23 protein-coding genes are annotated in these 22,885 nt (G+C 61.7%); 13 read left to right on the top strand and 10 right to left on the bottom strand.

The features are described from left to right. Positions 1-21 precede the first annotated feature (21 nt). Both NPS47_RS21230 and NPS47_RS21225 read left to right on the top strand, forming a co-directional pair. Entirely contained in the window at positions 22-360 is a 339-nt protein-coding gene (locus NPS47_RS21230; RefSeq protein ID WP_274296732.1) for a hypothetical protein, read from the top strand. After that, complete coding sequence (locus NPS47_RS21225; RefSeq protein WP_274296731.1) at positions 320-2,158, top strand: sigma-54-dependent Fis family transcriptional regulator; 1,839 nt, start codon at positions 320-322, stop codon at positions 2,156-2,158. The genes NPS47_RS21230 and NPS47_RS21225 overlap by 41 nt, the downstream gene beginning before the upstream one ends. Before the next feature lie 18 nt (positions 2,159-2,176). Here NPS47_RS21225 and NPS47_RS21220 read toward each other — a convergent pair whose 3' ends face one another. Together NPS47_RS21220 and NPS47_RS21215 are read right to left on the bottom strand one after the other, a co-directional pair. Further along, positions 2,177-3,100, bottom strand: a complete 924-nt coding sequence (locus NPS47_RS21220) for a SphA family protein (protein WP_274296730.1) — start codon at positions 3,098-3,100, stop codon at positions 2,177-2,179. 184 nt (positions 3,101-3,284) lie between these two features. Then, positions 3,285-4,163, bottom strand: coding sequence for a helix-turn-helix domain-containing protein (locus NPS47_RS21215; RefSeq protein WP_274296729.1), 879 nt, complete (start codon positions 4,161-4,163; stop codon positions 3,285-3,287). Positions 4,164-4,329: 166 nt separating this feature from the next. Between NPS47_RS21215 and pobA the strand changes: the two genes are divergently transcribed. Then, the gene (pobA, locus tag NPS47_RS21210) at positions 4,330-5,517 is read left to right on the top strand and encodes a 4-hydroxybenzoate 3-monooxygenase (RefSeq protein ID WP_274296728.1); all 1,188 of its coding nucleotides are present in this window, start codon (positions 4,330-4,332) and stop codon (positions 5,515-5,517) included. Positions 5,518-5,534: 17 nt separating this feature from the next. Then, on the top strand, positions 5,535-5,711 hold the full coding sequence (tatA, locus tag NPS47_RS21205) for a twin-arginine translocase TatA/TatE family subunit (protein ID WP_425313539.1): 177 nt from the start codon (positions 5,535-5,537) through the stop codon (positions 5,709-5,711). 59 nt (positions 5,712-5,770) lie between these two features. Here the strand turns inward: tatA and NPS47_RS21200 are convergent, their stop codons facing one another. Further along, on the bottom strand, positions 5,771-6,445 hold the full coding sequence (locus tag NPS47_RS21200) for an ankyrin repeat domain-containing protein (protein ID WP_425313538.1): 675 nt from the start codon (positions 6,443-6,445) through the stop codon (positions 5,771-5,773). A gap of 78 nt (positions 6,446-6,523) precedes the next feature. On the opposite strand from NPS47_RS21200, the gene NPS47_RS21195 reads away from it, so the two are divergent. Continuing rightward, positions 6,524-7,405 carry a LysR substrate-binding domain-containing protein gene (locus NPS47_RS21195; protein ID WP_157192091.1) on the top strand — a complete coding sequence of 294 codons (882 nt, stop codon included), beginning with the start codon at positions 6,524-6,526 and terminating at the stop codon, positions 7,403-7,405. Here the strand turns inward: NPS47_RS21195 and NPS47_RS21190 are convergent, their stop codons facing one another. The 3 genes from NPS47_RS21190 to NPS47_RS21180 form a co-directional block, all read right to left on the bottom strand. Continuing rightward, positions 7,406-8,044: an START domain-containing protein gene (locus NPS47_RS21190; RefSeq protein ID WP_274296727.1), complete on the bottom strand. Its 639-nt coding sequence runs from the start codon at positions 8,042-8,044 to the stop codon at positions 7,406-7,408. A 112-nt stretch (positions 8,045-8,156) separates the two neighbouring features. Next, a complete protein-coding gene (locus NPS47_RS21185) occupies positions 8,157-8,993 on the bottom strand; it encodes a bifunctional allantoicase/(S)-ureidoglycine aminohydrolase (protein ID WP_028944847.1) in 837 nt (278 codons plus the stop codon). Positions 8,994-9,176: 183 nt separating this feature from the next. Then, on the bottom strand, positions 9,177-10,157 hold the full coding sequence (locus tag NPS47_RS21180; protein ID WP_274296726.1) for an aliphatic sulfonate ABC transporter substrate-binding protein: 981 nt from the start codon (positions 10,155-10,157) through the stop codon (positions 9,177-9,179). Between the two features lie 213 nt (positions 10,158-10,370). On the opposite strand from NPS47_RS21180, the gene NPS47_RS21175 reads away from it, so the two are divergent. Beyond that, entirely contained in the window at positions 10,371-10,832 is a 462-nt protein-coding gene (locus NPS47_RS21175) for an FAD/FMN-containing dehydrogenase (RefSeq protein WP_274296725.1), read from the top strand. A gap of 2 nt (positions 10,833-10,834) precedes the next feature. On the opposite strand, the gene NPS47_RS21170 is transcribed toward NPS47_RS21175, so the two are convergent. Further along, entirely contained in the window at positions 10,835-11,305 is a 471-nt protein-coding gene (locus NPS47_RS21170) for an Lrp/AsnC family transcriptional regulator (protein ID WP_274296724.1), read from the bottom strand. A 99-nt stretch (positions 11,306-11,404) separates the two neighbouring features. Here NPS47_RS21170 and rarD point away from each other — a divergent pair, with 99 nt between their 5' ends. After that, entirely contained in the window at positions 11,405-12,343 is a 939-nt protein-coding gene (gene rarD / locus NPS47_RS21165) for an EamA family transporter RarD (RefSeq protein ID WP_274296723.1), read from the top strand. On the opposite strand, the gene NPS47_RS21160 is transcribed toward rarD, so the two are convergent. Further along, positions 12,307-13,314, bottom strand: a complete 1,008-nt coding sequence (locus tag NPS47_RS21160; RefSeq protein ID WP_274296722.1) for a GlxA family transcriptional regulator — start codon at positions 13,312-13,314, stop codon at positions 12,307-12,309. The genes rarD and NPS47_RS21160 overlap by 37 nt on opposite strands. A 199-nt stretch (positions 13,315-13,513) precedes the next feature. Here NPS47_RS21160 and NPS47_RS21155 point away from each other — a divergent pair, with 199 nt between their 5' ends. The 6 genes from NPS47_RS21155 to NPS47_RS21130 all read left to right on the top strand — a co-directional run bounded on the left by NPS47_RS21155 (position 13,514) and on the right by NPS47_RS21130 (position 19,656). Continuing rightward, on the top strand, positions 13,514-14,077 hold the full coding sequence (locus NPS47_RS21155; RefSeq protein ID WP_274296721.1) for a hypothetical protein: 564 nt from the start codon (positions 13,514-13,516) through the stop codon (positions 14,075-14,077). Positions 14,078-14,193: 116 nt separating this feature from the next. Next, complete coding sequence (locus tag NPS47_RS21150) at positions 14,194-14,919, top strand: IclR family transcriptional regulator (protein ID WP_274296720.1); 726 nt, start codon at positions 14,194-14,196, stop codon at positions 14,917-14,919. Positions 14,920-14,939: 20 nt separating this feature from the next. Then, positions 14,940-15,878, top strand: coding sequence for a formimidoylglutamase (gene hutG / locus NPS47_RS21145; protein ID WP_274296719.1), 939 nt, complete (start codon positions 14,940-14,942; stop codon positions 15,876-15,878). A 46-nt stretch (positions 15,879-15,924) separates the two neighbouring features. Continuing rightward, entirely contained in the window at positions 15,925-17,133 is a 1,209-nt protein-coding gene (gltS, locus tag NPS47_RS21140; RefSeq protein WP_274296718.1) for a sodium/glutamate symporter, read from the top strand. A gap of 162 nt (positions 17,134-17,295) precedes the next feature. Continuing rightward, the gene (gene nspC / locus NPS47_RS21135; RefSeq protein WP_274296762.1) at positions 17,296-18,393 is read left to right on the top strand and encodes a carboxynorspermidine decarboxylase; all 1,098 of its coding nucleotides are present in this window, start codon (positions 17,296-17,298) and stop codon (positions 18,391-18,393) included. A gap of 27 nt (positions 18,394-18,420) precedes the next feature. Beyond that, on the top strand, positions 18,421-19,656 hold the full coding sequence (locus tag NPS47_RS21130; protein ID WP_274296717.1) for a saccharopine dehydrogenase family protein: 1,236 nt from the start codon (positions 18,421-18,423) through the stop codon (positions 19,654-19,656). An 863-nt stretch (positions 19,657-20,519) separates the two neighbouring features. Here the strand turns inward: NPS47_RS21130 and NPS47_RS21125 are convergent. Together NPS47_RS21125 and NPS47_RS21120 are read right to left on the bottom strand one after the other, a co-directional pair. Then, entirely contained in the window at positions 20,520-20,951 is a 432-nt protein-coding gene (locus tag NPS47_RS21125; RefSeq protein WP_274296716.1) for an MAPEG family protein, read from the bottom strand. 69 nt (positions 20,952-21,020) lie between these two features. After that, the gene (locus tag NPS47_RS21120; RefSeq protein ID WP_274296715.1) at positions 21,021-22,697 is read right to left on the bottom strand and encodes an MFS transporter; all 1,677 of its coding nucleotides are present in this window, start codon (positions 22,695-22,697) and stop codon (positions 21,021-21,023) included. Positions 22,698-22,885: the final 188 nt, after the last annotated feature.

The raw sequence follows: 22,885 nt of genomic DNA, 5'->3' as shown, positions 1-22,885 counted from the left end.
TATTGTGTCGAAAAGGTTTCGATGAACAGCCCAAAACAACTATCGTGCCATGTCGTTCTTGTGGTTAAAAATTCATATAAAACAAATAGTTATGTATTTTCTGATGAAGGGTTGGAAAACGCTGGCAGCCGCAGGTGCGAAAATTTATGCAGAGAAGTCGCCGATCTGCAGAAAGCTCGACGTGGGTGCCTGCAAGGCAAAATCCGGGCGGTAATCGGTCATTTGCGCACCCCGACGCTACTCTTGGCCTACTGGCCAATTGACCGGGCTGAGGTGGGGGGCATACTGCAAGCCTTACCTTTTGCCTTTGGTATTGCCTATGACACTTACAACACCTGGCAAGCCTGGCCGTACCGTTGATGAAGACTTTTTCCGACAGGTACTGGGCCGCCACAAAAGCCTGATCGTCGACCGCACCAACCAGTTCGGCGCCACGGGTCTGCCTTCGGCCGAACAGCTGGCGCAGTCCGTGGCGTTTGCGCCGCAGGACGGCAGTATCTGGCTGTGTGGCCAGCGCATGATGCTGCTGCAAGGCTCGGCCTTTGGCGCTATCCGCCGCGAACTGATCGACGCCCTGGGCCTGGACAAGGCTCGCGGCCTGCTCACCCGCATTGGCTGGCAGGCGGGCGCGCGCGACGCGGCCCAGGTCAGCGAGCAGTGGCCCGAGGGCGATCACGCCAGCCTCTACAGCGCCGGTCCGCGCCTGCACATGCTCGAAGGCATGGTCAATGTCGAAGTCGTGCGTTTCGAGATCGATTCGGGCATCGGTCATTTCTATTCGGAGTTTCTCTGGCACAACTCCCTGGAGGTCGATGAGCACATTGCCGCCTACGGCCTGGGCGGGGAGCCGGCGTGCTGGATGGAGATCGGTTATGCCAGTGGCTACGCCTCGTCACTGCTCGGGCGCCTGGTGGTGTTTCGCGAAATGCAATGCCGGGCCATGGGCCATCCGGCCTGCCGCATCGTCGGCAAACCGGCAGAGCAGTGGGAAGACATCGATGTCGATCTGGCGTATCTGGACCCTGGCGACTTTCTCAGCCGCAGCACGTATACCTCGGCAGTCGACACCCGTGTCGCCGAGCTCGACGTGCCCGCCGATGGCAAGCAACTGGTCGGCATCTCTGCCAGTTTCGTCGCCGCCAGCCAGTTGTTGCAGCGCGTGGCACTCACCCAGGCGACGGTGCTGTTGACCGGTGAGTCCGGGGTGGGCAAGGAGCTGTTCGCCCACACCCTGCACCAGGCCAGCAGCCGCCAGCACACACCGATGGTGGCGTTGAACTGCGCGACCTTGCCGGAAAACCTGGTCGAGGCCGAGCTCTTCGGTGTCGAGCGCGGCGCCTTCACCGGTGCCGAACGTTCGCGGCTCGGACGTTTCGAGCGGGCCAATGGCGGCACGCTGTTCCTCGATGAAATCGGCACCTTGAGCCTGCATGCCCAGAGCAAGATTCTGCGCGCCTTGCAGGAAGGCGAGATCGAGCGGGTCGGCGGCACCTCGTCGATCCAGGTCGATGTGCGGGTGATCGCTGCAACCAATCTCGACCTGCGCAAGGAGGTCGAAGCCGGGCGTTTTCGTGAGGACCTGTTCTATCGCTTGAACGTCTTCCCCATTCACTTGCCACCGCTGCGCGAGCGGCGCGAAGACATACCGTTGCTGATGAGCTATTTCCTGCGGCGCTTCAGCCAACGCCATGGCCGGCAGTTGGCGGGCTTCAGCATGCGCCTGGTCAACGCGCTGTTGACCTATCGTTTCCCCGGCAATATCCGCGAGCTGCAGAACCTGGTGGAGCGCGGGGTGATTGCCGCCAGCGATGGTGAGGTGATTGATGTGGTGCACCTGGCCGAGGCCGGCGCACCGTTGATTGACTCGGCCATCGGCCTGACCGCCGAGGGACGCCTGGCGCTGGACAGCGCCGCACCTCGGGTCACTGCCAAGGACACTGAAACAGAGCAAGGCCAGAGCGCAGCCGAGGCCCCGGAACTCGCCAGCCTGCAGGCGTTTTTCGCCGGACAGGAGCGGGTGCTGGGCACCTCGCTGGAGGAAATCGAACGACGCCTGGTGCGGCTGGCGCTGGACCGCTCGGGCGGCAACGTGACAGCGGCGGCGCAGATGCTCGGTATGAGCCGTGCCCAGGTCAGCTACCGGCTCAAGGGCAGCTGACCTGAAAACGGCTGAGGGTCACAGCGGTGTGGTGAACTTGAACCAGTAAGTCTGGCCCTCGGCGCGGTTGCGTACACCGGATTCGTCCTGCCATTTGGCGCTGAACATCCAGCCTTGTTTGCTGCTGTATTGCACGGCGGGGCCGATGGAGAACGAACGGCCGCGGTTGCCGTCACTGGCCTCGACCAGGGCGGCGGCCGCGCAATCGCCAGCGCTGCACTTGTCGTCGCTGACCTGTTGGTAGGCATGCCCGCCAACCCCCAGTACCCAACCGTTGCCCAGGCCCCAGCCGAGGGTGTAATCGGCGTGCAGTTCGCGGCCCGACTGATAGTCGGTGGCCTTGTTCTCGAAGTTGTAGTCGTACATCAGGCGCACATCGGCATTCAGTCCGTTGGGGTCGAGGTAGGTCATCGCCAGCACGCCTTGCACGGTGTAGTAGTGATTGCCGAGGTTGATCAGATCGTCCTTGTCGTACTCGCTGGCCGTGGGCAGGACGAAGTCGACGCCCGTGGCGATGTGCAGCTTGTCACTGAGGTGAAAGCCGATCACCGGCCCCAGATGGGCGTCGCCGATGCCGCGCTTGTGGTCGTGCGGGCCACCCTTGACGTTCAGGCGCATGTCATTGAGGGGCAGCAGGGCGTGAAAGCCCAGGTCGCCGCCAAACACTTTCTGTTCCGTGACCCAGACGAAACGCGGTACCAGCGTGGTAACGCGCAGGTCGATATCGGCGGCCTTGGCCCCGCTGTTGTCGCGCAGGCTGTCGGCCAGGTAATTGCCGACGAACAGCTGGCCGTAGGTGCCCGGTGGCGGCAGGATACCCATGCCGTAGATTTCGATGCCCATGGGCCACGAAGAGATACCGCCTTCGGTGGCCTGGACCTGCCAGGTGGAGGTAGCCAGCAGCAGGCTGGCGGCGAGGTGCAGTGGGGCGCGTTTGAACATGAGAGGGTCAACCTTATTGTTATGGGTGTGGCGTCGTCTGGCGACGCCTGCACGGGCCCTCTCAAGTTCTGTGCCATATTTTTAGTTGTTATTTATCAAAGAGTTAGTGGATTTGCTCGGCTGTTTTGGTGCTGTGATGTCGGCGTTTGTTAAGAAATTTCAGCGACTTGCGTAAAAGTTGCAATCAGGACACCCCGGCCTGACGAAACGCATTCGGTGTCTGTCCGCAGAGACGACGGAAAAAGCGCGAAAAGTAAGTCGGGTCACTGAAGCCCAGACTGTCCGACAGCTGACTGATGCTCATGTTGGTGTAAATCAGGTTGCGCCGGGCTTCGAGCAGCAAGCGCTGGTGGATGATCTGCAGTGCGGTCTGCCCGGCAAGTTCGCGGCAGAGGGTGTTCAGGTGCACGCTGGAGACACCCAGGCGATGGGCGAACAACTCGACTGACAGGTGTTCGCGGTAGTGCTGTTCGACCAGCTTGATAAAGCGCGCCAGCAATTGCTGGTTACGCTCGTCACGGTTGCTCGACAGGGTGTTCTGCTGGCTGCGGCGGCTGATCCAGACCATCAGTGAGGTCACCAGCGAATGCAGCAGCAGTTCGCGTGCCGGGGCGCTGCCTTCGTATTCCTGGTGCAACACCTTGATCAGGGTGTGCAACGCGCGCCGGTCCGCCCCCAGCCGGTAACAGCCGGCCGAGGCCAACACCGTGAGCGGGGCACCCAGCTGCGCTTCCAGTTGCGCCACCAGCGGCGCGCCAAGGGTCAGCACGTAGCCATCGATGTCTTCGGAAAACTGAAAGCCGTGGACGGTCATCGGCGGGATCACCTGTATCGCCGCTTCGCGCACAGTACTGCGTCGGCCTTCAAGCTCGATCACGGCCTGGCCGCGGCGCACGTACAACAGCTGAAACAGGTCGGCATGGCGATGCGCTTTGATCTCCCAATGGTGCAGGCTGCTGCGTTTGGGGATCGATTCACAGTGCAGCAGGTCGGGCGTCGGCCAGGCCTGGCTTTCGCCATACAGCTTGAACACGGGGATTCTGGGGAGGCTGGATCTTGTCATTTTGCGCCTGTCCGATAATCGAACTGTATTTGTAAAAGTGCAATTCGCAGGAGGAATATCACCTTTTTATCCGGTTTTTGTCAGCAAAAATGCAGGGGCACACAACAACAATAGCTTCCAGGCGCTCGCGTTCCTACGCCTGGAGCCCCAAAGCGAGACAAGAATAATGAGAACTCAGGTAGCCATTATCGGCGCCGGCCCCTCGGGCCTTCTGCTGGGCCAGCTGCTGCACAAGGCTGGTATCGACACGGTGATCGTCGAACGTCAGACCCCGGAGTATGTACTCGGGCGCATCCGTGCCGGCGTGCTCGAACAAGGCACCGTCGATCTGCTGCGCGAAGCCGGTGTGTCCGAACGCATGGACGCTGAAGGCCTGGTGCACGATGGCGTCGAACTGCTGGTGGGCGGCAAGCGCATTCGCGTCGACCTCAAGGCGCTGACTGGCGGCAAGACGGTGATGGTATACGGCCAGACCGAGGTCACTCGCGACCTGATGCACGCTCGTGCAGTCAGTGGTGCGCCGATTATTTATGCCGCCGACAATGTGCAACCGCACGAGATGAAAGGCGAGCAGCCCTACATCACCTACGAGAAAGACGGCCAGACCCATCGCATCGATTGCGATTACATCGCTGGTTGCGACGGCTTCCACGGGGTGGCGCGCAAGAGCATTCCCGAAGCGGTGCTGACCCACTATGAGCGTGTCTATCCGTTCGGCTGGCTGGGACTGCTGTCCGACACCCCGCCGGTCAACCATGAACTGATCTACGCCCATCACGATCGTGGCTTTGTGCTGTGCAGCCAGCGTTCATTGACCCGTAGCCGTTATTACCTGCAGGTGCCGCTGACCGATCACGTCGATGACTGGACGGACGAACGCTTCTGGAACGAGCTCAAGGCGCGTCTGCCCGAGGAGGTGGGTGAGCGCCTGGTCACCGGGCCGGCGCTGGAAAAGAGCATCGCTCCGCTGCGCAGCTATGTGGTCGAGCCGATGCAGTACGGCAAACTGTTCCTGGTCGGCGACGCTGCTCACATCGTTCCGCCTACCGGCGCCAAAGGCCTGAACCTGGCAGCCTCGGATGTCTGCTACCTGTACCGGATTCTGCTGAAAGTCTATCGCGAGGGCCGTACCGACCTGCTGGATACCTACTCGGAACTGGCGTTGCGGCGGGTCTGGAAAGGCGAGCGCTTCAGCTGGTTCATGACCAACCTGCTGCATGATTTCGGCGAGCACAAGGACGCCTGGGATCAGAAGATGCAGCAGGCTGACCGTGAGTACTTCTTCAGCTCTCACGCCGGCCTGGTCAACATCGCCGAGAACTACGTGGGCCTGCCGTTCGAAGACATCGAATAAGCGAAGGAGGGTGGAACATGGGTGTGTTCGACTGGAAACACTGGGGAGTACTGCTGGTCGTGGTGGTACTGGTGTTCGGCAGTAAGCGGCTCAAGACCCTGGGCAGCGATCTGGGGGAGTCGATCAAGGGCTTTCGTCGTTCGGTGAATGCTGACGAAGAGCCAACACCTCCCGCCACGATCGATAAGGTATGAAGTTCATCGCGGGGCAAGCCCGCTTCCACAGGGGGTTATAGTGCTCCGGTGGGAGCGGGCTAGCCCCGCGATGCTGCCTCCAGAATCTTCACCATCGCCGTATAGCCACGTTCGCGCGCATGCGCCAACGGCGTCACGCCATCCTTGTCGGCAATGTTCACATCGGCCCCGGCCTTGACCAGCATCTCGACAATCTCCACATGACGCGGCCCGCCGTCGCTGAGCACGATGGCTTCGATCAAGGCCGTCCAGTGCAAGCGATTGAGGTGATTCACGTCGACACCGGCGTCAATCAGGGTGCGCACGTTGTCGACATGACCACGCTCGGCCGCCGGAATCAGCGCCGTACCGCCATAGCGGTTGGTGCTCTTGAGGTCGGCGCCGTGGGTCAGGGTCAGGCGCAGGATCTGGTTGAAACCACGCGCACCGGCGTACAGGTAAGGACTGTCATCAATGTTGTCCTTGGCGTTGACGTCGGCCCCGGCCTCGATCAACACCCGTGCCGCTTCAACCTGGTTGCGCTGGGTCGCCAGTAGCAGGGGCGTGCGGCCCAGCTTGTCGCGGGCTTCGCAGTTGGCGCCTTGTTCAAGCAGGCTGCGTACGCGCGCGGCGTCGCCATTGTCGGCGGCTTCGCGCAGCTGGCTTTCCAGCACGCCGCCTTCGGCGCTGGCAGTGATCGAGGTCATCATGGCCAACAGGAATGCGAAAAAAACGTTGAGGTGTTCCAGGCGCATCCGCTTGTCTCCGTGTGTTGTTCTGTGAAGGGGGTCATGATAGAAATCGTGCTCGTCATTTAGAAGTTAAATATTCGCATGGACATCAGTGTAAAACCGAATAGGTCGTTATTCGATCTTGACCTGCTTCGGGCCATTGTCGTGGTGGCTGACTGCGGCAGCTTTACCACCGCCGCCGCGCGCCTGCATTCCACTCAGTCGACGGTCAGCCAGAAAGTGCGGCGCCTGGAAGACATGGTCGGCCACCGCCTGCTGGTGCGTGGCAATCGTGATGTGCTGCCGACCGATGCCGGCCAGACGTTGCTCGGCTACGCCCGGCATATGCTCGCCCTCAATGACCAGATGCTCGAAGCCCTGGCCGGCGCCACCGTGGGCGTGACCGTGCGCCTCGGAGTGCCGGAGGATTTTGTCGGGGGGCGCACCACCAATGCCTTGTCGGCGTTCAATCGCAAGTACCAGCAGGTCAAGCTGGAGGTCACCAGCGGCCTATGCCGGGACCTGAGCCAGAGCTACGACAACGGTGAACTCGACCTGGTCCTGCTCAAGCAGCGGCGCAACAGCCGCGAAGGGGTGGCCTGCTGGCCGGAAGAGTTGCAGTGGATCGACAGTGCCAGCACGCCTTCGATCGACCTTGACCCGATTCCCCTGGTGACCTTTCCGCCACGCGGCCTGTACCGCGACGACATGATCAACGCCATCGAAAGCATGGGTCGGCGCTGGCGCATCAGCTTCACCAGCTCGAGCCTCAGTGGCATCCAGGCCGCAGTGGCCGATGGCATGGGCATCAGCCTGCTGCCGCCGCGCGCGGCGACCCGCGAGCATGCGGTGCTGGGTGAGCAGAATGGCCTGCCGGTGATCGACAGTTACGAGATCGTCATCGTCCACCGGCCGACCGCCGACCCGATGGTCAAGGAGCTGGCGGGGGTGTTGGCAAGTCTGCTCGAAGCCCATGAGGTGTAGTCATTCTTCGGGTGTTTCCGGCTCCGGGCGCAGGCCTTGACGCTCGGCCACCGCACGCAAGGTGCGCAGCGATACCATCGGCGCATCGATGACGAACTGATTGGCCAGCCATGAGGGAATGTCCCCGGCCGGTTCGGCTTCCAGTTGATAGGTGACTTCGGTGAGTTGCTCGCCTTTGGGGATCAGGGTCCACAGGCCCTTGAGCTGGCGGACGCGGATCAGTCCCGGTTGCCGTTCGACCTTGCCGGCAACGGCGCTGAGGTGGCGGATCAGCCCGCCCTCGTCGGTGCGCTCGGTCTGCACCTTGATCACGATGTCGCGGGGGCTGGCCGGCCAGGGCAGTTCAGTGGTCAGGTACACCCAGGTGCTGTCGCCTTCGACATCCAGCAGGCGCAGGGTCTTGCACCCATACAGCCATTTACACGCCACCCGCAGATTTTCCTGCAGGTCACTGAGGGTGCGCACATCGGCTTTGATCAGGGTTACGCCGCGAAAGCGCTGGTACTTTGAACCGGTGACATCATCCAGATACACCTGAATGCCGTCTTCGTCCTTGGCCAGCTGCCAGTCATCTGCCGCCTGGACAAGGCTGCACAGCAACAGGGCCAGGATTGCGCCGCAGAGGGATCTGAGGTTCATGGGCACAGGCTCCAGGCGGGCAGGCGTCAGGTCTATCTAGCATAGGCCAGCGTCACTGCAACGAAAAAGCCCGCCAATGACGGCGGGCTTTTTCGTTGCAGTGACGCTGGGCTTAGCGCTGAGGGTTCAGCACCAGGTTCATATGACGGTTCACATCCTTGTACAGCAGGTAGCGGAACGGGCCTGGGCCGCCGGAGTAGCAGGCTTGCGGGCAGAAGGCACGCAGCCACATGAAATCACCGGCTTCAACCTCGACCCAGTCCTGGTTCAGGCGGTACACCGCTTTACCTTCCAGAACGTACAGGCCGTGTTCCATGACGTGAGTTTCAGCGAATGGAATGACGCCGCCCGGCTGGAAGGTCACGATGTTGACGTGCATGTCGTGGCGCATGTCGGCCATGTCGACGAAGCGCGTGGTGACCCAGGCGCCGTCGGTGCCCGGCATCGGGATCGGCTCGATGTCCTTCTCGTTGGTGACGAAGGCTTCCGGCAGGGCCAGGCCTTCAACCACCTGGTAGTGCTTGCGGATCCAGTGGAAGGTGACGTTCTTGCCGCTGGTGTTGCGCAGGCTCCAGTCGGCTGCCGGCGGAATGAAGGCGTAGCCGCCTTCTTTCAGGGTGTACGGCTTGCCTTGCAGGGTGATGTCGACTTCGCCTTCGACGACGAACAGCACCGCTTCGGCGTTCTTGTCCAGCTCAGGACGCTCGCTGCCGCCTTCTGGCGCCAGTTCCACGATGTATTGCGAGAAGGTCTCGGAGAAGCCGGTCAGCGGACGGGCGATGACCCACATGCGCATCTTGTCCCAGAACGGCAGGTGGCTGGTGACGATGTCACGCATCACGCCCTTGGGGATCACGGCATAGGCTTCGGTAAACATGGCACGGTCTGTCAGCAGCTCGGTTTGAGCCGGGTGCCCACCGTGAGGGGCGTAGTAAGAAGATTTCGACATGGACAGTCTCGACTTGTTGTTGTGTCCCCGTGCCTGGCAGCGCCGGCCGGCGCTGCGTGGGGATGCATTGACACGATATAGACAAGGTCGTGCTATCCACAAATTAAATGTTGAAATACCCGGTATTTGATTACTGAATGCCGACCGGGCTGATCCGCGTGTCGGCATTACAGGCTGTTCAGCTCAGGGCAGCACCGAGACCGGGTACACCGCATCGGCCACCCGCAGGGCCTTGGGAATCAGGCCCAGGCCCTGGAAAGTGTCGGCCAGTTTCTGTTGTTCGGCGGTGATTTTGCTGTCGATCGGCACGGCATTGTAGTTGCGTCGCTCGCTGGCCACCTGCAGTACATCGGCGCCGATGCCCAGTTGCGGGGCGAGCAGGGCGGCCACTTCATCGGGTTTGTGGTTGGCCCAGTCGCTGACCTTGGCCAGTTCGCTGAAGAAGGTCTTGAGCAGCGCGCGGTTGTTGTCGGCGAAGGTGGCAGACGACAGGTAGAAGGTGCGGTTGTTGGACAGGCCGCTGCCGTCACGCAGATTCTTCAGCCCCGGTTGTTTCTCCGCAGCAGCCAGGAACGGGTCCCACAGGGTCACGGCCTGGACACTGCCCGACTGCAGTGCTGCCACCGCGTCGGCGGCGTTGTTGACGTAGGCCGGGGTGATGTCCTTGTAGCTCAGGCCGGCATCCTGCAGGGCCACGGCCAGCAGGTACTGGGCGTTCCAGCCGCGGCCGGTGGCCACGCGCTGACCCTTGAGGGCCTGGACATTGGCGATCTTGTCCTGCTCACGGACCACCAGGCCGATGCCGCGTGGGTAGGGTTGCTCGGCGGCCAGGTACACCACCGGCTTGCCTGCCGCCTGGGCGAACACCGACGGTGCATCGGCGGCATGGCCGAGGTCGATGGCGCCGGTGCTCAACGCTTCGAGCAGTTGCGGGCCTGCGGCGAACTCGTACCAGCTGACGCTCACGCCTTGTGGCGCCAGGGCTTTTTCCAGGGCGCCGCTGCCTTTGAGGATGTTGATGCTGTTGAATTTCTGATAGCCGATGCGCAGGGTTTTGGTGGGCTCGGCCACGGCGCTTTGGCCGGGTAGCAGCAGGGCGGCGAAGACGGCAATCAAGCCGCCAGTGAGCAAGCGGCGCAGGGGAGAGTGGGGCTGTTGCGGCATGGGCGGACTCCAGAGACTCAAGGACGGTTGGTGTCCAAAAATATAAGCAGCCCGAGAATGTGCTTCAATTTGTTTATTCTGTTTAGTTAGATTGTTTTGTTATTTTTATATCCTTTTGTTTTATTTGTTTCAGGGTTTGCCCATGCGTGGACTGGCTCGGCGGCAACGGCCTACCATGAGCGCTGCATTCCCCTACACCCACCGAGGTCACTTGTGAAATACGTCATAGCCCTACTCTTGAGCCTGTCCCCGCTGCTGGCCCAGGCGGTCGAAGTCGGCGAGCGCCTGGCGCCCTGGACCCTGCTTGACCAGTATGACCAGGCCTACAGCCTCAACGACCAGACCCGCACCTTGCTGGTAGCACGCAACATGGACGGTGCCAAGCTGGTCAAGGCGGCCTTGGCCGACCGTCCCAAGGGTTACCTGGAAGCCCGCCAAACTGTGTTCGTCGCTGACATTCAACGCATGCCGGCGTTGATTTCCAGGCTCTTCGCCATCCCGGCGATGCGCGACTACAGCTACCGCGTGCTGCTGGACCGTGAGGGCAGCGTCGCCACGCGTTATGCCGGTGCTGAAGACAAGGTGTTGTGGTTGCAGCTGGACAAGGGGCAGGTGGTCAGTCAGCGCGAATTCGCCACGGCCGAAGAGTTGCGCCAGGCGTTAGAGCAGAACTGATTTCATTGCGGAGCAATCGGCACATGCAAGGTCGATTTCACCCGCTCCAGCACGACAATGGTGCGAAACCACTTCACGTTCGGGTTGTCGTGAAACAGCCGTTGAGTGAGGGCCTGAAACTCGCTCATGCTCGCCACCGTCAGCACCAGCATGAAGTCGGCATCGCCGGTAACGTAGTAGCACTGCTGGATCTCGGGCCCGGAAAAGGCCTGCTTCATCAGCTCAAGGTCTGCCGACTGGGTGCGGTCGGCATGCACCTCGACCATCAAGGTAATCACCTGACCGACTTTTTCCGGATCGACCACTGCTGCGTTGGCCTGGATAAAGCCGGCTGTCTTCAGCCGCTGGATGCGCCGCTGCACGGAGGCTGACGACAAGTGCACGCGCTCGGCCAGCTCCCGCAGCGGCAGGCTGTTGTCTTGCTGCAGGAGGTTGAGCAGGGCCAGGTCGAAATCATCCAGTGCGGCTTTCATGTGCAAAATTTTCTCATCTTGAGGGTGAAAAACGAGGGCACTTATCAGGCGCGACGCAATAAATTATCACCGACCGCTCCCCTCGTGAAGGACACCACCATGCACCCGCCCGCTACCCCTAATGCCGCCCTGGGCGTGCTGCTCAACGTACTGGCGTCGGTGCTGTTTGCCGTGATGTACGCCTATACCCATTTGCTTGAACCCTTGGCCGGCGACGAAATCTACGGCTGGCGGATTCTCCTGACCGTGCCGTGCCTGACCCTGATGGTGATCGCCAGCGGCCACTGGCACGAGGTGCGCCGTTTGTTTCAGCGGTTGCTGCAAGAGCGCGGGTTCTGGGCTGTGCGCCTGTTGTCGGCGGCGCTGCTCGGGGTGCAGTTGTGGTTGTTCATGTGGGCGCCGATCAATGGCTATGGCCTTGATGTGTCGCTTGGCTATTTCCTCATGCCACTGACCATGGTGATCGTCGGCCGTCTGGCCTTCAATGACAACATCAGCCGCCTGCAACTGCTGGCCTGCGCGCTGGCGGCGCTGGGCATCATCAACCAGATTGCCATTGCCAAGGCCATCACCTGGCCGGTGCTGGCTGTGGCACTGGGGTATCCGCTGTACTTCTGGCTGCGGCGGGTCAGCGACAGCAACAACATGGGCGGCCTGTGGTTCGACATGAGCCTGAGCCTGCCGGTCAGCCTGTTTTTCGTGCTCAAGGGCGGGGTCGTGCTGGACGTCGCCGCCAGTGGCTCAAACCTGCCGTGGCTGGTCGCCGGGCTCGGGGCGATCAGTGCGTCTGCGCTGGCCCTGCAAGCGCTGTCGGGGCCACGCTTGAACCTGACGCTGTTCGGCTTGTTGATCTACGTTGAGCCAGTTCTGCTGGTGCTGGCCGCGATCCTGCTGGGGGAAAGCATCGCCCCGGCGCAATGGCCCACTTACATCGCTATCTGGCTGGCGGTGCTGGTGCTGGTGGTGGAAGGCGGCCTGAGCCTGAACAGCAGTCGCCGCGGCTACTCGCCCAGCCGCTGTTCACGCGAAGGCGGGTAGCCGAAGTAGGCGCTGTAGCACTTGCTGAAATGCGAAACCGAGACAAAGCCACAGGCAATCGCCACATCCATCAACGGCAGGTCGGAATACTGCAGCAAGCGCCGGCTCTTGGTAATGCGCAGTTCCATGTAGTAGCGGCTGGGGGAGGTGCCCAGTTGCGCCTGGAACAGCCGGTCGATCTGGCGGCGCGAGCGACCGCTGTAGGTGGCCAGCTGATCCAGGCTCAAGGTTTCTTCCAGGTTGTTTTCCATCAGTTCGACGATGGTCCGTAGCGGTGCGCTCATGGATTTTTTCGAACTGCTGTCGACCCGCCGGAAGCGCGCCCCGGAGAACGCCAGAATCTCCTCGACCCCGGCCGCCAGCGCTTCGCCCTGTTGCAGCTTGAGCAGTGCCAGCATCATTTCCAGCGCGCCATTGGGGCTGGCTGCGGTCAAACGGTCGCGGTCGAGGACAAAGCTTGCCGGGGTAATCGTGCTTTGCGCACTGAGCTCGGCCAGGCTCGCCCGTTGCTCGGGGTGAATGGTGCAACTGTAGTCCGTCAGCACCCCGGCACGGCCGAGAAAGTAGGCACCGTTCCACAGCCCGCCCAGAGCCAGTCCATGGCTTGCCGCCTCGCTCAGCAGGCGGTCCAGCTCCGGGTATTTGAGTGGCGTGCGCAGTCCCCCGCAAACCACCAGCATGTCCAGCGTGTCGAGGACGCTGCGCTCACAGTTGGCGGCATAGATTTCCAGGCCCAGGTCGCTGACCACCCGCTCACTGCCCAGTGATAGCGGTGTGCTGACGAACAGGTTGTTCTGCAGCAGGTTGGCGGTGACCAGCACATCCATGGCCACGGTGAAGCTGGCCATGGAGAAGTTTTCCAGCAGCAGGAAGCCGACATGGTAGGCCGGCGAGGCCGCCGCCCCCGGGTGTTTGAGGTTCAGCATGTTTGTTGTACTGGATTTCTGGCTGAAGTGGCGAGGGGTGGGCAATTTCGGCTCCGCAGGGCATGGATGGGTACAGCGTGCGCTGATGATCATGCCTGACATCCTTGGGGATGCGAATACACCGCAGGCTCATCTTTGTGCGCCAGAGCCTCTTGGGGTAACGGGCGGGCGCCTGGTCGTTGTAGGATCCATGCATCAGTGCGGCAAGACTTGATGCAAATACCCCTAACAGCAGAGTCGCGACATGCCCTCATCTCATCTTGACCCGCTGCGCCGGGTGATCGAACAGCTTCAGGTCGCGCCTGCGCCGGAGCCGTGGCAGCTGAAGACGCGAACGACCATCGCTGGCTTGCTGGAAATCGGCTTTGACCGTGACAGCGAACTGCTGCTGGTCGCTTCCAGCTCCGGGCGTAGCGTGATCGACTGCCAGAGCGGGGAGAAAGTCGCCCGCGACCGCACTGACAACCTCGGCAGCGACCGCCACCTGGAAACCCGCGGCATCGGCCCGTTGCACGAGCGGGTGATCCGCATGGCCGGTATCAATGGCGGCGGCCTGCCGCTGGCCACTGCCGATGGCTGGATGGTCGAGGACATCGTTCTGGCCTGGCCCGAGCAGCACCTGCTGCTGGTCGAACCGGGCTCGTGGTTGCACGGTGCGCGCTACCACCGGCCAGCGCTGTTCCACAAGCTCGGGGTCGAGCTGGAGGTCAGGGCGTTCGGGTTTTCCTACACCGGCTTGAGCCTGGTAATCGCCACCGCTGGCGAGATAGTGGTCTACGGGCGCTGCGGCAAGTCATTGTCGGCCTGATCCTGTCTGCGGTTTACACACCCCTCATCGCTTTTAATTGCGAAATTTCCCACTTAGTGGGAATCCTGTTTCACCCTTTGGGAAAACCCTGTGCACCATGTTCGCAAGGAGCACACATGAACTACACCACCCCCACCGATCGCTTGCTGCAGATCCTCGTCGCCCTGGGCCAGGCCAATGAGGCGCTGTCGGCCAAGGAACTGAGCCTGCAACTGGCACAGCCCCTGAGCAGCACCTATCGGCACCTGAAAACCCTGCTGCGCTGGGGGCTGGCGGAAGACAACGGTCACGGCCGCTACCTGCCGGGGCCGGCCTGCCTGCAACTGGCGAACAAGTTCGACCGGGAAGCGCTGCTGGTATCGCAAGCCTTGCCTGAGCTCAAGCGCCTGGCCGAGTTGAGCCGGGAAAGCGTAGCGCTGATGGTGCCGAGCAATGGCCAGGCGATCTGCATCGAGCTGATCGACAGCCCGCAACCGCTGCGTTGCTGCTATCAGAAGGGCCTGGCCCAGCCGCTGCTGGTGGGGGCCTCGGCGCGGGTGTTGCTGGCGCATATGGCGCCGGAGCGCAGCGAGGCCATCCTCCACGAACAGGGCGTCGATGCTGACGGCATCGAGGCCTATCTGCACAGCTTCATCCCCATTCGCGACCAGGGCTACGCCGTCAGCCTTGGCGAAATCGACGACGGTATCTGGGGTGTCAGTGCCCCGGTGCTCGATAGCCGCAACCGTTTGCACGGCGCAATCAGCCTGATGGCCCCGGCCATTCGCGCCCAGCAGAACAGCGAACGCCTGACCCGCTGGACCCGCGAGGTCGCCCTGCGCGTAGGTGCGCGGCTGGACTGAATCAACCTGGAGTACCCCGCATGACCGCACATCTCGCCATGCCCGTGTGGCAAGGCCGTATTGACGCTGACGAAGGCTCGTCGGCACTGCGCTGGCACCAGTGGGTGCAGCCCTACCGCAACGCGCAAGCACCCGGCACCGCCCTGGTGGGCCTGGCGTGCGACGAAGGGGTCAGCCGCAACCAGGGTCGCAGCGGTGCCCGCCAGGGGCCAGAGGCCTTGCGCAAAGCCCTGGCCAACCTGGCCTGGCGTGGCCAGCGTGGACTGTATGACAGCGGCGATATCGCCTGTGTCGGCACTGACCTGGAAGGCGCGCAGCAGGCCTACGCCGAGCGTGTCAGCGAGCTGCTCGAGCAGGGCCATCTGCCTCTGGGTCTTGGCGGCGGTCACGAAATCGCCTACGCCAGCTTTCTGGGCCTGGCCGAACACCTGCGTCAGCGCGAGGAGCGCCCGCGTATCGGCATTCTCAACTTCGACGCTCACTTCGACCTGCGCCACGCCGCGCAAAGCAGCTCCGGCACGCCGTTCCGGCAGATCGCCGAGTACTGCCAGCAGGCGGGTCTGGCCTTCGATTACTGCTGTTTGGGCGTGAGCGAGCTGAACAACACCCAGGCGCTGTTCGACCAGGCCCAGCGCCTGAATGTGCGCTATCGCCTCGACCGCCAGATGCAGCCGTGGAATGTCCCGGCCATCGAGGCCTTTGTCGATGAGTTTTTGAGTGGCATCGATCACCTGTACATGACTGTCTGCCTCGACGTACTGCCCGCCAGCCAGGCACCCGGCGTGAGTGCGCCGTCGGCCCATGGCGTCGACCTGATGGTGGTCGAGCACCTGGTGCGCCGGGCCAAGGCCAGCGGCAAGTTGCGCATGGCTGATGTGGCCGAACTCAACCCGGGTCTCGACCAGGACCAGCGCACCGCACGCATCGGCGCGCGGCTGCTGGCCAGTCTGGTCGACTGAGCCCTTCACCCCATTAATCCAAGTATAAAAACAAGAGTATTCACCCATGCTGACCCTGCAACTCGATGCATTGACCACCGTCGCCCTGGCGCTTGTGCTGCTGGCGCTGGGCGCGCAACTGAAAAAGCACAGCTACTGGCTGCGCCAACTCTGTGTACCGGCCCCGGTGATCGGCGGCTTTGGCTTTGCTTTGGTGGTGTGGCTGCTGCGTAACCAGCAATGGCTGGACATCAAGCTCGACACCACGATGCAAACCCCGCTGATGGTGGCGTTCTTCACCACCGTCGGTCTGGGCGGCAGCCTTGGCCTGCTGCGTCAGGGCGGCAAGATCCTCTTCGTCTACCTCGGCGCCTGCTGGGGCCTGGCCTTGCTGCAGAACGTAGTGGGTGTCGGTATGGCCGAACTGCTCGGCATCGATCCTTTACTGGGGATCATGGCCGGTGCGGTGTCGCTGGAAGGCGGTTTTGGTGCTGCGGCGGCCTTCGGACCGATTGCCGAGAGCCTCGGCACCAGTGGTGCGACTACCGCAGCGCTGGCCTCGGCGACCTTCGGCATGGTTGCCGGCGGCTTGCTCGGCAGCCCGGTGGCACGTTACCTGATTGACCGTAAAAAGCTGGCGGTCCAGGCCGATCGGGTCGACACTCTGCAGGCCCTGGAAAAAGCCAACGAAGCCCCGAGCGTGCCGTTGGATGCCGCCGTGCTCCTGCGTCTGCTGACCTGCATGCTGGTGATCATGGTGCTCGGCTTCTGGATTGGCGACGCGCTGAAAGAACACCTGGGTATTGTCCTGCCGGTTTACGTCGGTGCGATGTTCGTCGCCATCATCCTGCGTAACCTCAACGACCGCGCACGGGTGATCGAGATGCCGGACAACGCCGTCAGCACGGTAGGCGACATCAGCCTGGGCATGTTCCTGACCATGGCGATGATGAGCCTGAAGTTCTGGGAGCTGGAACAACTGGGCCTGCCATTGCTGGTGATTCTGGTGGTACAGGTGCTGATCATGGTGTTGCTGTGCGTTTTCGTGCTGTTCCGCCTGTTTGGCGGCAACTATGATGCTGCAGTGCTGTGTGCCGGTTACATGGGCCATGGTCTGGGCGCTACACCGAATGCGGTGGCCAACATGGGCGCTATCTGTGACCACTACAAGGTGTTCTCGTACAAAGCCTTCATCATCGTGCCGCTGTGTGGCGCGGTGCTGATCGACATCGTGGCCTTGCCGTTGATTACCTGGTTCATCAACGCCTTCGCCTGATCGAAAGCCCCACAGGTGGCTGAAATGCCACCTGCAACAGGCCCGAAACACGGCCCGCACGACCACTGACTTGGCGAAAATCGCTTTTCTCCCTTTCGAGTTCCGTCAAGGGAGGGCACAATGCGTGTCCTTTTTTTGGCCGGCCTTGCCGGGGGCCTCGAAATGATCAAAACGCCGTATTACCTCATCGACAAAACCAAGCTGCTGCGCAACCTGGAGAAGATCGCCTACGTGCGTGAAAACTCCGGCGCCAAGGCGCTGCTGGCACTCAAGTGCTTCGCCACCTGGTCGGTGTTCGACCTGATGGAACAGTACATGGACGGCACCACCTCGTCGTCGCTCTACGAGCTCAAGCTGGGCCGTCAGAAGTTCGCCGGCGAAGCGCACGCCTACAGCGTGGCCTGGGCCGACGACGAGATCGGCGAGATGGTCGAGAACTGCGACAAGATCATCTTCAACTCCATCGGCCAGCTGCAACGCTTCGCCGAGCAGACCGAAGGCACCGTGCGTGGCCTGCGCGTCAACCCGCAGGTGAGCAGCTCCGACTACCTGCTGGCCGACCCGGCGCGTCCGTTCAGCCGCCTGGGCGAATGGGACCCGGTAAAAGTCGAAGCGGTCATCGAGCAGATCTCCGGCTTCATGTTCCACAACAACTGCGAGAACGACGACTTCGGCCTGTTCGACCAGATGCTCAGCACCATTGAAGAACGCTTCGGCCACCTGCTGCACAAGGTCGAGTGGGTCAGCCTCGGTGGCGGTATCCACTTCACGGGTGAAGACTACGCGCTGGACGCCTTCTGCGCGCGCCTGAAGGCCTTCTCCGAGAAGTACGGCGTACAGGTCTACCTGGAACCGGGCGAAGCGGCGATCACCCAGAGCGCCTCGCTGGAAGTGACCGTGCTCGACACCCTGTACAACGGCAAGCACCTGGCCGTGGTCGACAGCTCGATCGAAGCGCACATGCTCGACCTGCTGATCTACCGCCTCAACGCCAAACTTGCGCCCAGCAGCGGCGATCACACCTACATGGTGTGCGGCAAGTCCTGCCTGGCCGGCGACATCTTCGGCGAATACCAATTTGATCGTCCGCTGGCCATCGGCGATCGGCTGTCGTTTGTTGACGCAGCGGGTTACACCATGGTCAAGAAAAACTGGTTCAACGGCCTGAAAATGCCGTCCATCGTAGTGAAACAACTCGACGGTACAGTCGAGGTGGTTCGCGAGTTTGGTTTCGAAGACTACTTGTCCAGCCTGTCGTAAGCTGGCAGTAAAGGAGAGATAGATAAATTGAAGAAGAACGTTCTTATCATTGGTGCAGGAGGTGTCGCCAAGGTGGTGGCCCACAAGTGCGCGCAGCACAACGACGAACTCGGTCGTATTGCCATCGCGTCGCGCAACATCTCCAAATGCCAGGCCATCATCGACAGCGTCATTGCCAAGGGCAGCCTCAAGCAGCCTGCTGAAATCAAGGCATTCGCGCTGAACGCTCTGGACGTCGAAGCGACCAAAGCACTGATTCGCGAAACCGAATCACAGATCGTCATCAACGTCGGCTCCGCCTTCCTCAACATGTCGGTGCTGCGTGCCTGCATCGATACCGGCGTGGCTTACCTGGACACCGCGATCCACGAAGAACCGGGCAAAATCTGCGAAACCCCGCCCTGGTATGGCAACTACGAGTGGAAACACCTTGAAGAGTGCCAGCAGAAGAACATTACCGCCATTCTCGGCGTAGGCTTCGACCCGGGTGTGGTCAACGCTTATGCAGCGCTGGCGCAACAACAGTATTTCGACCGCATTGATTCGATCGACATTCTCGACGTCAATGCCGGCTCACATGGCAAGTACTTCGCCACCAACTTCGACCCGGAAATCAACTTCCGCGAATTTACCGGGCAGGTGTGGAGCTGGCAGAACAGCCAGTGGACCAGCAACACCATGTTCGAAGTCAAGCGTACCGACGACCTGCCGGTGGTAGGTTCGCAGAACCTGTACCTGACCGGTCACGATGAAGTGCACTCGCTGTCGAAGAACCTCGACGTGCCCAACGTGCGTTTCTGGATGAGCTTTGGCGAGCACTACATCAACGTCTTCACCGTGTTGAGGAACCTTGGCCTGCTCTCCGAGCAGCCGGTCAAGACCGCTGAAGGCCTGGAAGTGGTGCCGCTCAAAGTGGTCAAGGCAGTACTGCCTGATCCGTCGTCGCTGGCGCCGGGCTACACCGGCAAGACCTGCATCGGCGATCTGGTCAAGGGCAGCAAGGATGGCCAGCCACGTGAGATCTTCATCTACAACGTGGCCGACCATGAAGAGGCCTATGCCGAGACCGACAGCCAGGGTATCTCCTACACCGCAGGTGTGCCGCCGGTGGCAGCAGCCCTGCTGGTCGCCCGTGGCGAGTGGGATGTGCAGCGCATGGCCAACGTCGAGGAGCTGCCGGCTGAGCCGTTCCTCAAGGCGCTGGACGTGATGGGTCTGCCGACGCGTATCAAGGACGAGAACGGTGATCGTCCCTGGAGCTGATTGAGTTTTAGCTCTCAGGTTGCAACCGAGCGGGATTGGCACAGTGCCAATCCCGTTTTTTTTGGGGTCTTCATGGCGCCCCGGGGCCTATGATTCTTGAGTTGGGCTGGGTTGCTGTGGTTGTGAGCTTATCCATTTTGTGTGGCGCCGCTGCCGGCCCCTTCCGCCCTTACGGCGGGTCCCTTTTGTCTTGGCAAAAGGAACCAAAACCGCTCGCTCCTGCATCCGGCCCTACGCTGCGCTCCGGGTCCCTTCGCTACGGCACCTTCCGGGGCCACGCGGCCTACGACTTGCTTCGCCAAGTCTACGGCTCGCGCTCTTCGGCTACGCCGAAGGTGCTACGCACTGGCCCCTACAGGCACCTCCGCTCAGCCTCCTGAAGTCGCACTCCGCGGCGCCTGAACTTGTGTGCATGAAGGTCAAGAGCAACACCTTGAAGCGGGCTTGCCCCGCGATGGCATCAGCCTGGCTCCGCCAAAGTTTGATTTCGAAGATACGCCAGTGCAGACGCCGCCCGTAACTTTGCGACTTCAGGAGGCTGAGTGTAGGTGTCTGGAGGGGGCTGGTGCGCAGCACCCTTCGGCCAAAGCCGAAGTTCGCGAGCCGTAGACTTGGCGAAGCAAGTCGTAGGCCGCGATGCCCCTGGAGGGCACCGAAGCGAGGGGACCCGGAGCGCAGCGTAGGGCCGTATGCAGGAGCAGGCGGCTTTGCCTACTTTCCCCAAGAGGAAAGTAGGCCGCCGTAAAGGCGGAAGGGGCCGGCAGCGGCGCCGCATTGAATGGATAAGCTCGCATTCGAAGCCCAGCCCAGCCCCAAGATCATGCTCCCCCGGGATTCCGTGAAGAACCCTTTTGGCGGGACGCTCAAAGGTGGCGCACGGCACCTATCGCCACCATAGCCGCCAGCCCCAACAGACAGACAACCGCCACCGCGTAGGCAATCGTGCGCCACGGTTGCCAGCGTGCCAGGTAGGTCACCGTATGCACCACCCGTGCGGCGGTGAATACGACCATCAGCCCGACAGTCAGCGCCGCAGGAGGATTGAACACCAGGCACAGGGCGCCGAGGACAAAGAACAACGGTATGTTCTCAAGGTCATTGGCCCAGGCCTGCGCCGCGCGGCTGACTTGCGGCAATTCCTCCGGGCTGGCCTGGCGCCCGACAAAGCCGGCGTCCTCGGCATTCTTGAAGGTCATACGGCTGATGCGATAGAAACCCTGGTAGCAGGAAATCGCCAGCATCTTCACGAAGAGTACGACGACACACAAAGCAAAGACGCTCAAAACATCGTGCATGTTCATTCCATTGAAAGCGGGTGGGGCGCGATCATCGCCCAACCCGCAGGGCTGCGTACAGCGTCGGCTTCAGGTGTGATGAATTTCCCGGTCCTTGGTTTCCGGCAGGAAGCATATACCGAGGATGGCGGTCATCACTGCGATCACGATTGGGTACCACAGCCCGTAGTAGATATCCCCGGTAGCGGCGACCATAGCGAATGCCACCGTCGGTAGAAATCCGCCGAACCAGCCGTTGCCGATGTGGTAGGGCAGCGACATCGAGGTGTAGCGGATGCGCGCCGGGAACAGTTCCACCAGCCAGGCGGCAATCGGCCCGTAGACCATGGTCACGTAGATCACCAGGATGGTCAGCAGGAGCAATACCATCGGGTAGTTGGTCTTGGCCGGGTCGGCTTTTTCGGGGTATCCCGCGTCCTTCAGTGCGCCCGTCAGGGTGGCGACGAAGACATCGTTCTGGACCTTGAAGTCGGCAGCCGGCATGCCGGTGCCCTCGAAGCTCTGCAGTACTTTGTCACCGATGCGAATCTGCGCCACAGCACCAGGCTCGGTCTTCACGTTTTCATAGGGAATCGCCCGTTTGGCCAGCACGCTCTTGGCCAGGTCGCAGGAGCTGGTGAATTTGGCCTTGCCCACCGGGTCGAACTGGAACGAGCACTGGTCGGGATCGGCGATCACCGTCACCGGGTTTTTCTCCTGGGCGAGGAACACGTCGGGGTTGCCGTATTCGGTCAACGCCTTGAAGATCGGGAAGTAGGTCAGCGCTGCGATGATGCAGCCGGCCATGATGATGCCTTTACGTCCGATGCGGTCGGACAGGCTGCCGAACAGGACGAAGAACGGCGTGCCGATCAGCAGCGAGCCGGCAATCAGCAGGTTGGCGGTTTGTGGGTCGATCTTGAGGGTCTGCAGCAGGAAGAACAGCGCGTAGAACTGTCCGGTGTACCAAACCACGGCCTGGCCGGCGGTGCCGCCGAGCAGGGCCATGATCACGATCTTGAGGTTGTCCCAGCGGGCGAAGGATTCGGTCAGTGGCGCCTTGGAGGCTTTGCCTTCGGCCTTCATCTTCAAGAATACCGGCGACTCGCTGAGCTGCAGACGGATGTACACCGATATGATCAGCAGCAGGATCGACAGCAGGAACGGAATCCGCCAGCCCCAGGCCTCGAAGGCTTCGGTGCCGAGAACCGTGCGGCAGGCGAGGATCACCAGTAACGACAGGAACAGGCCCAGGGTCGCGGTGGTCTGGATCCATGAGGTGAAATAGCCGCGTTTGCCTTTCGGCGCATGCTCGGCCACGTAGGTCGCGGCGCCGCCGTACTCACCGCCCAGGGCCAGGCCCTGTAACAGACGCAGGCTGATCAGGATGATCGGCGCGGCCACACCAATGGTGCTGTAACTGGGGAGCAAACCGACGATAGCGGTGGACACGCCCATGATCACAATGGTGATCAGGAAGGTGTACTTGCGCCCGATCATGTCGCCCAGGCGTCCGAACACAATGGCGCCGAAGGGGCGTACGGCAAAGCCTGCGGCAAAGGCGAGGAGGGCGAAGATGAACGAGGTGGTTTCGTTGACACCGGCGAAGAAGTGTTTGGCGATGATCGCCGCGAGTGAGCCGTAGAGGTAGAAGTCGTACCATTCGAAAACGGTGCCCAGGGACGAGGCGAAGATAACCTTGCGCTCCTCCTTGGTGATCCCGCGATTGGGCTGGCTACCAGTGGAGGTCGTGTCGATTGCCGCCATGAGTGTTCTCCGAGTTGTTCTTGTAGGCCGGAGTACCCACGCGCGCTACCGCACCCTGGCCCTGGGGGTGGCGGTCTGGCACTGCTGCAAGGCTTCTTGAAGCATAATCCTGTTTTTCCGGATATCCACTTGGCGGGTTTCGGTGGGAGCGGGCTTGCCCCGCGATGCAATGTGACTGAACAACCGCA

Origin of the sequence: Pseudomonas putida, from assembly GCF_028682475.1 — a bacterium.
Classification (GTDB): domain Bacteria; phylum Pseudomonadota; class Gammaproteobacteria; order Pseudomonadales; family Pseudomonadaceae; genus Aquipseudomonas; species Aquipseudomonas putida_AG.
This window is presented reverse-complemented; position numbering and strand designations above follow the sequence as displayed.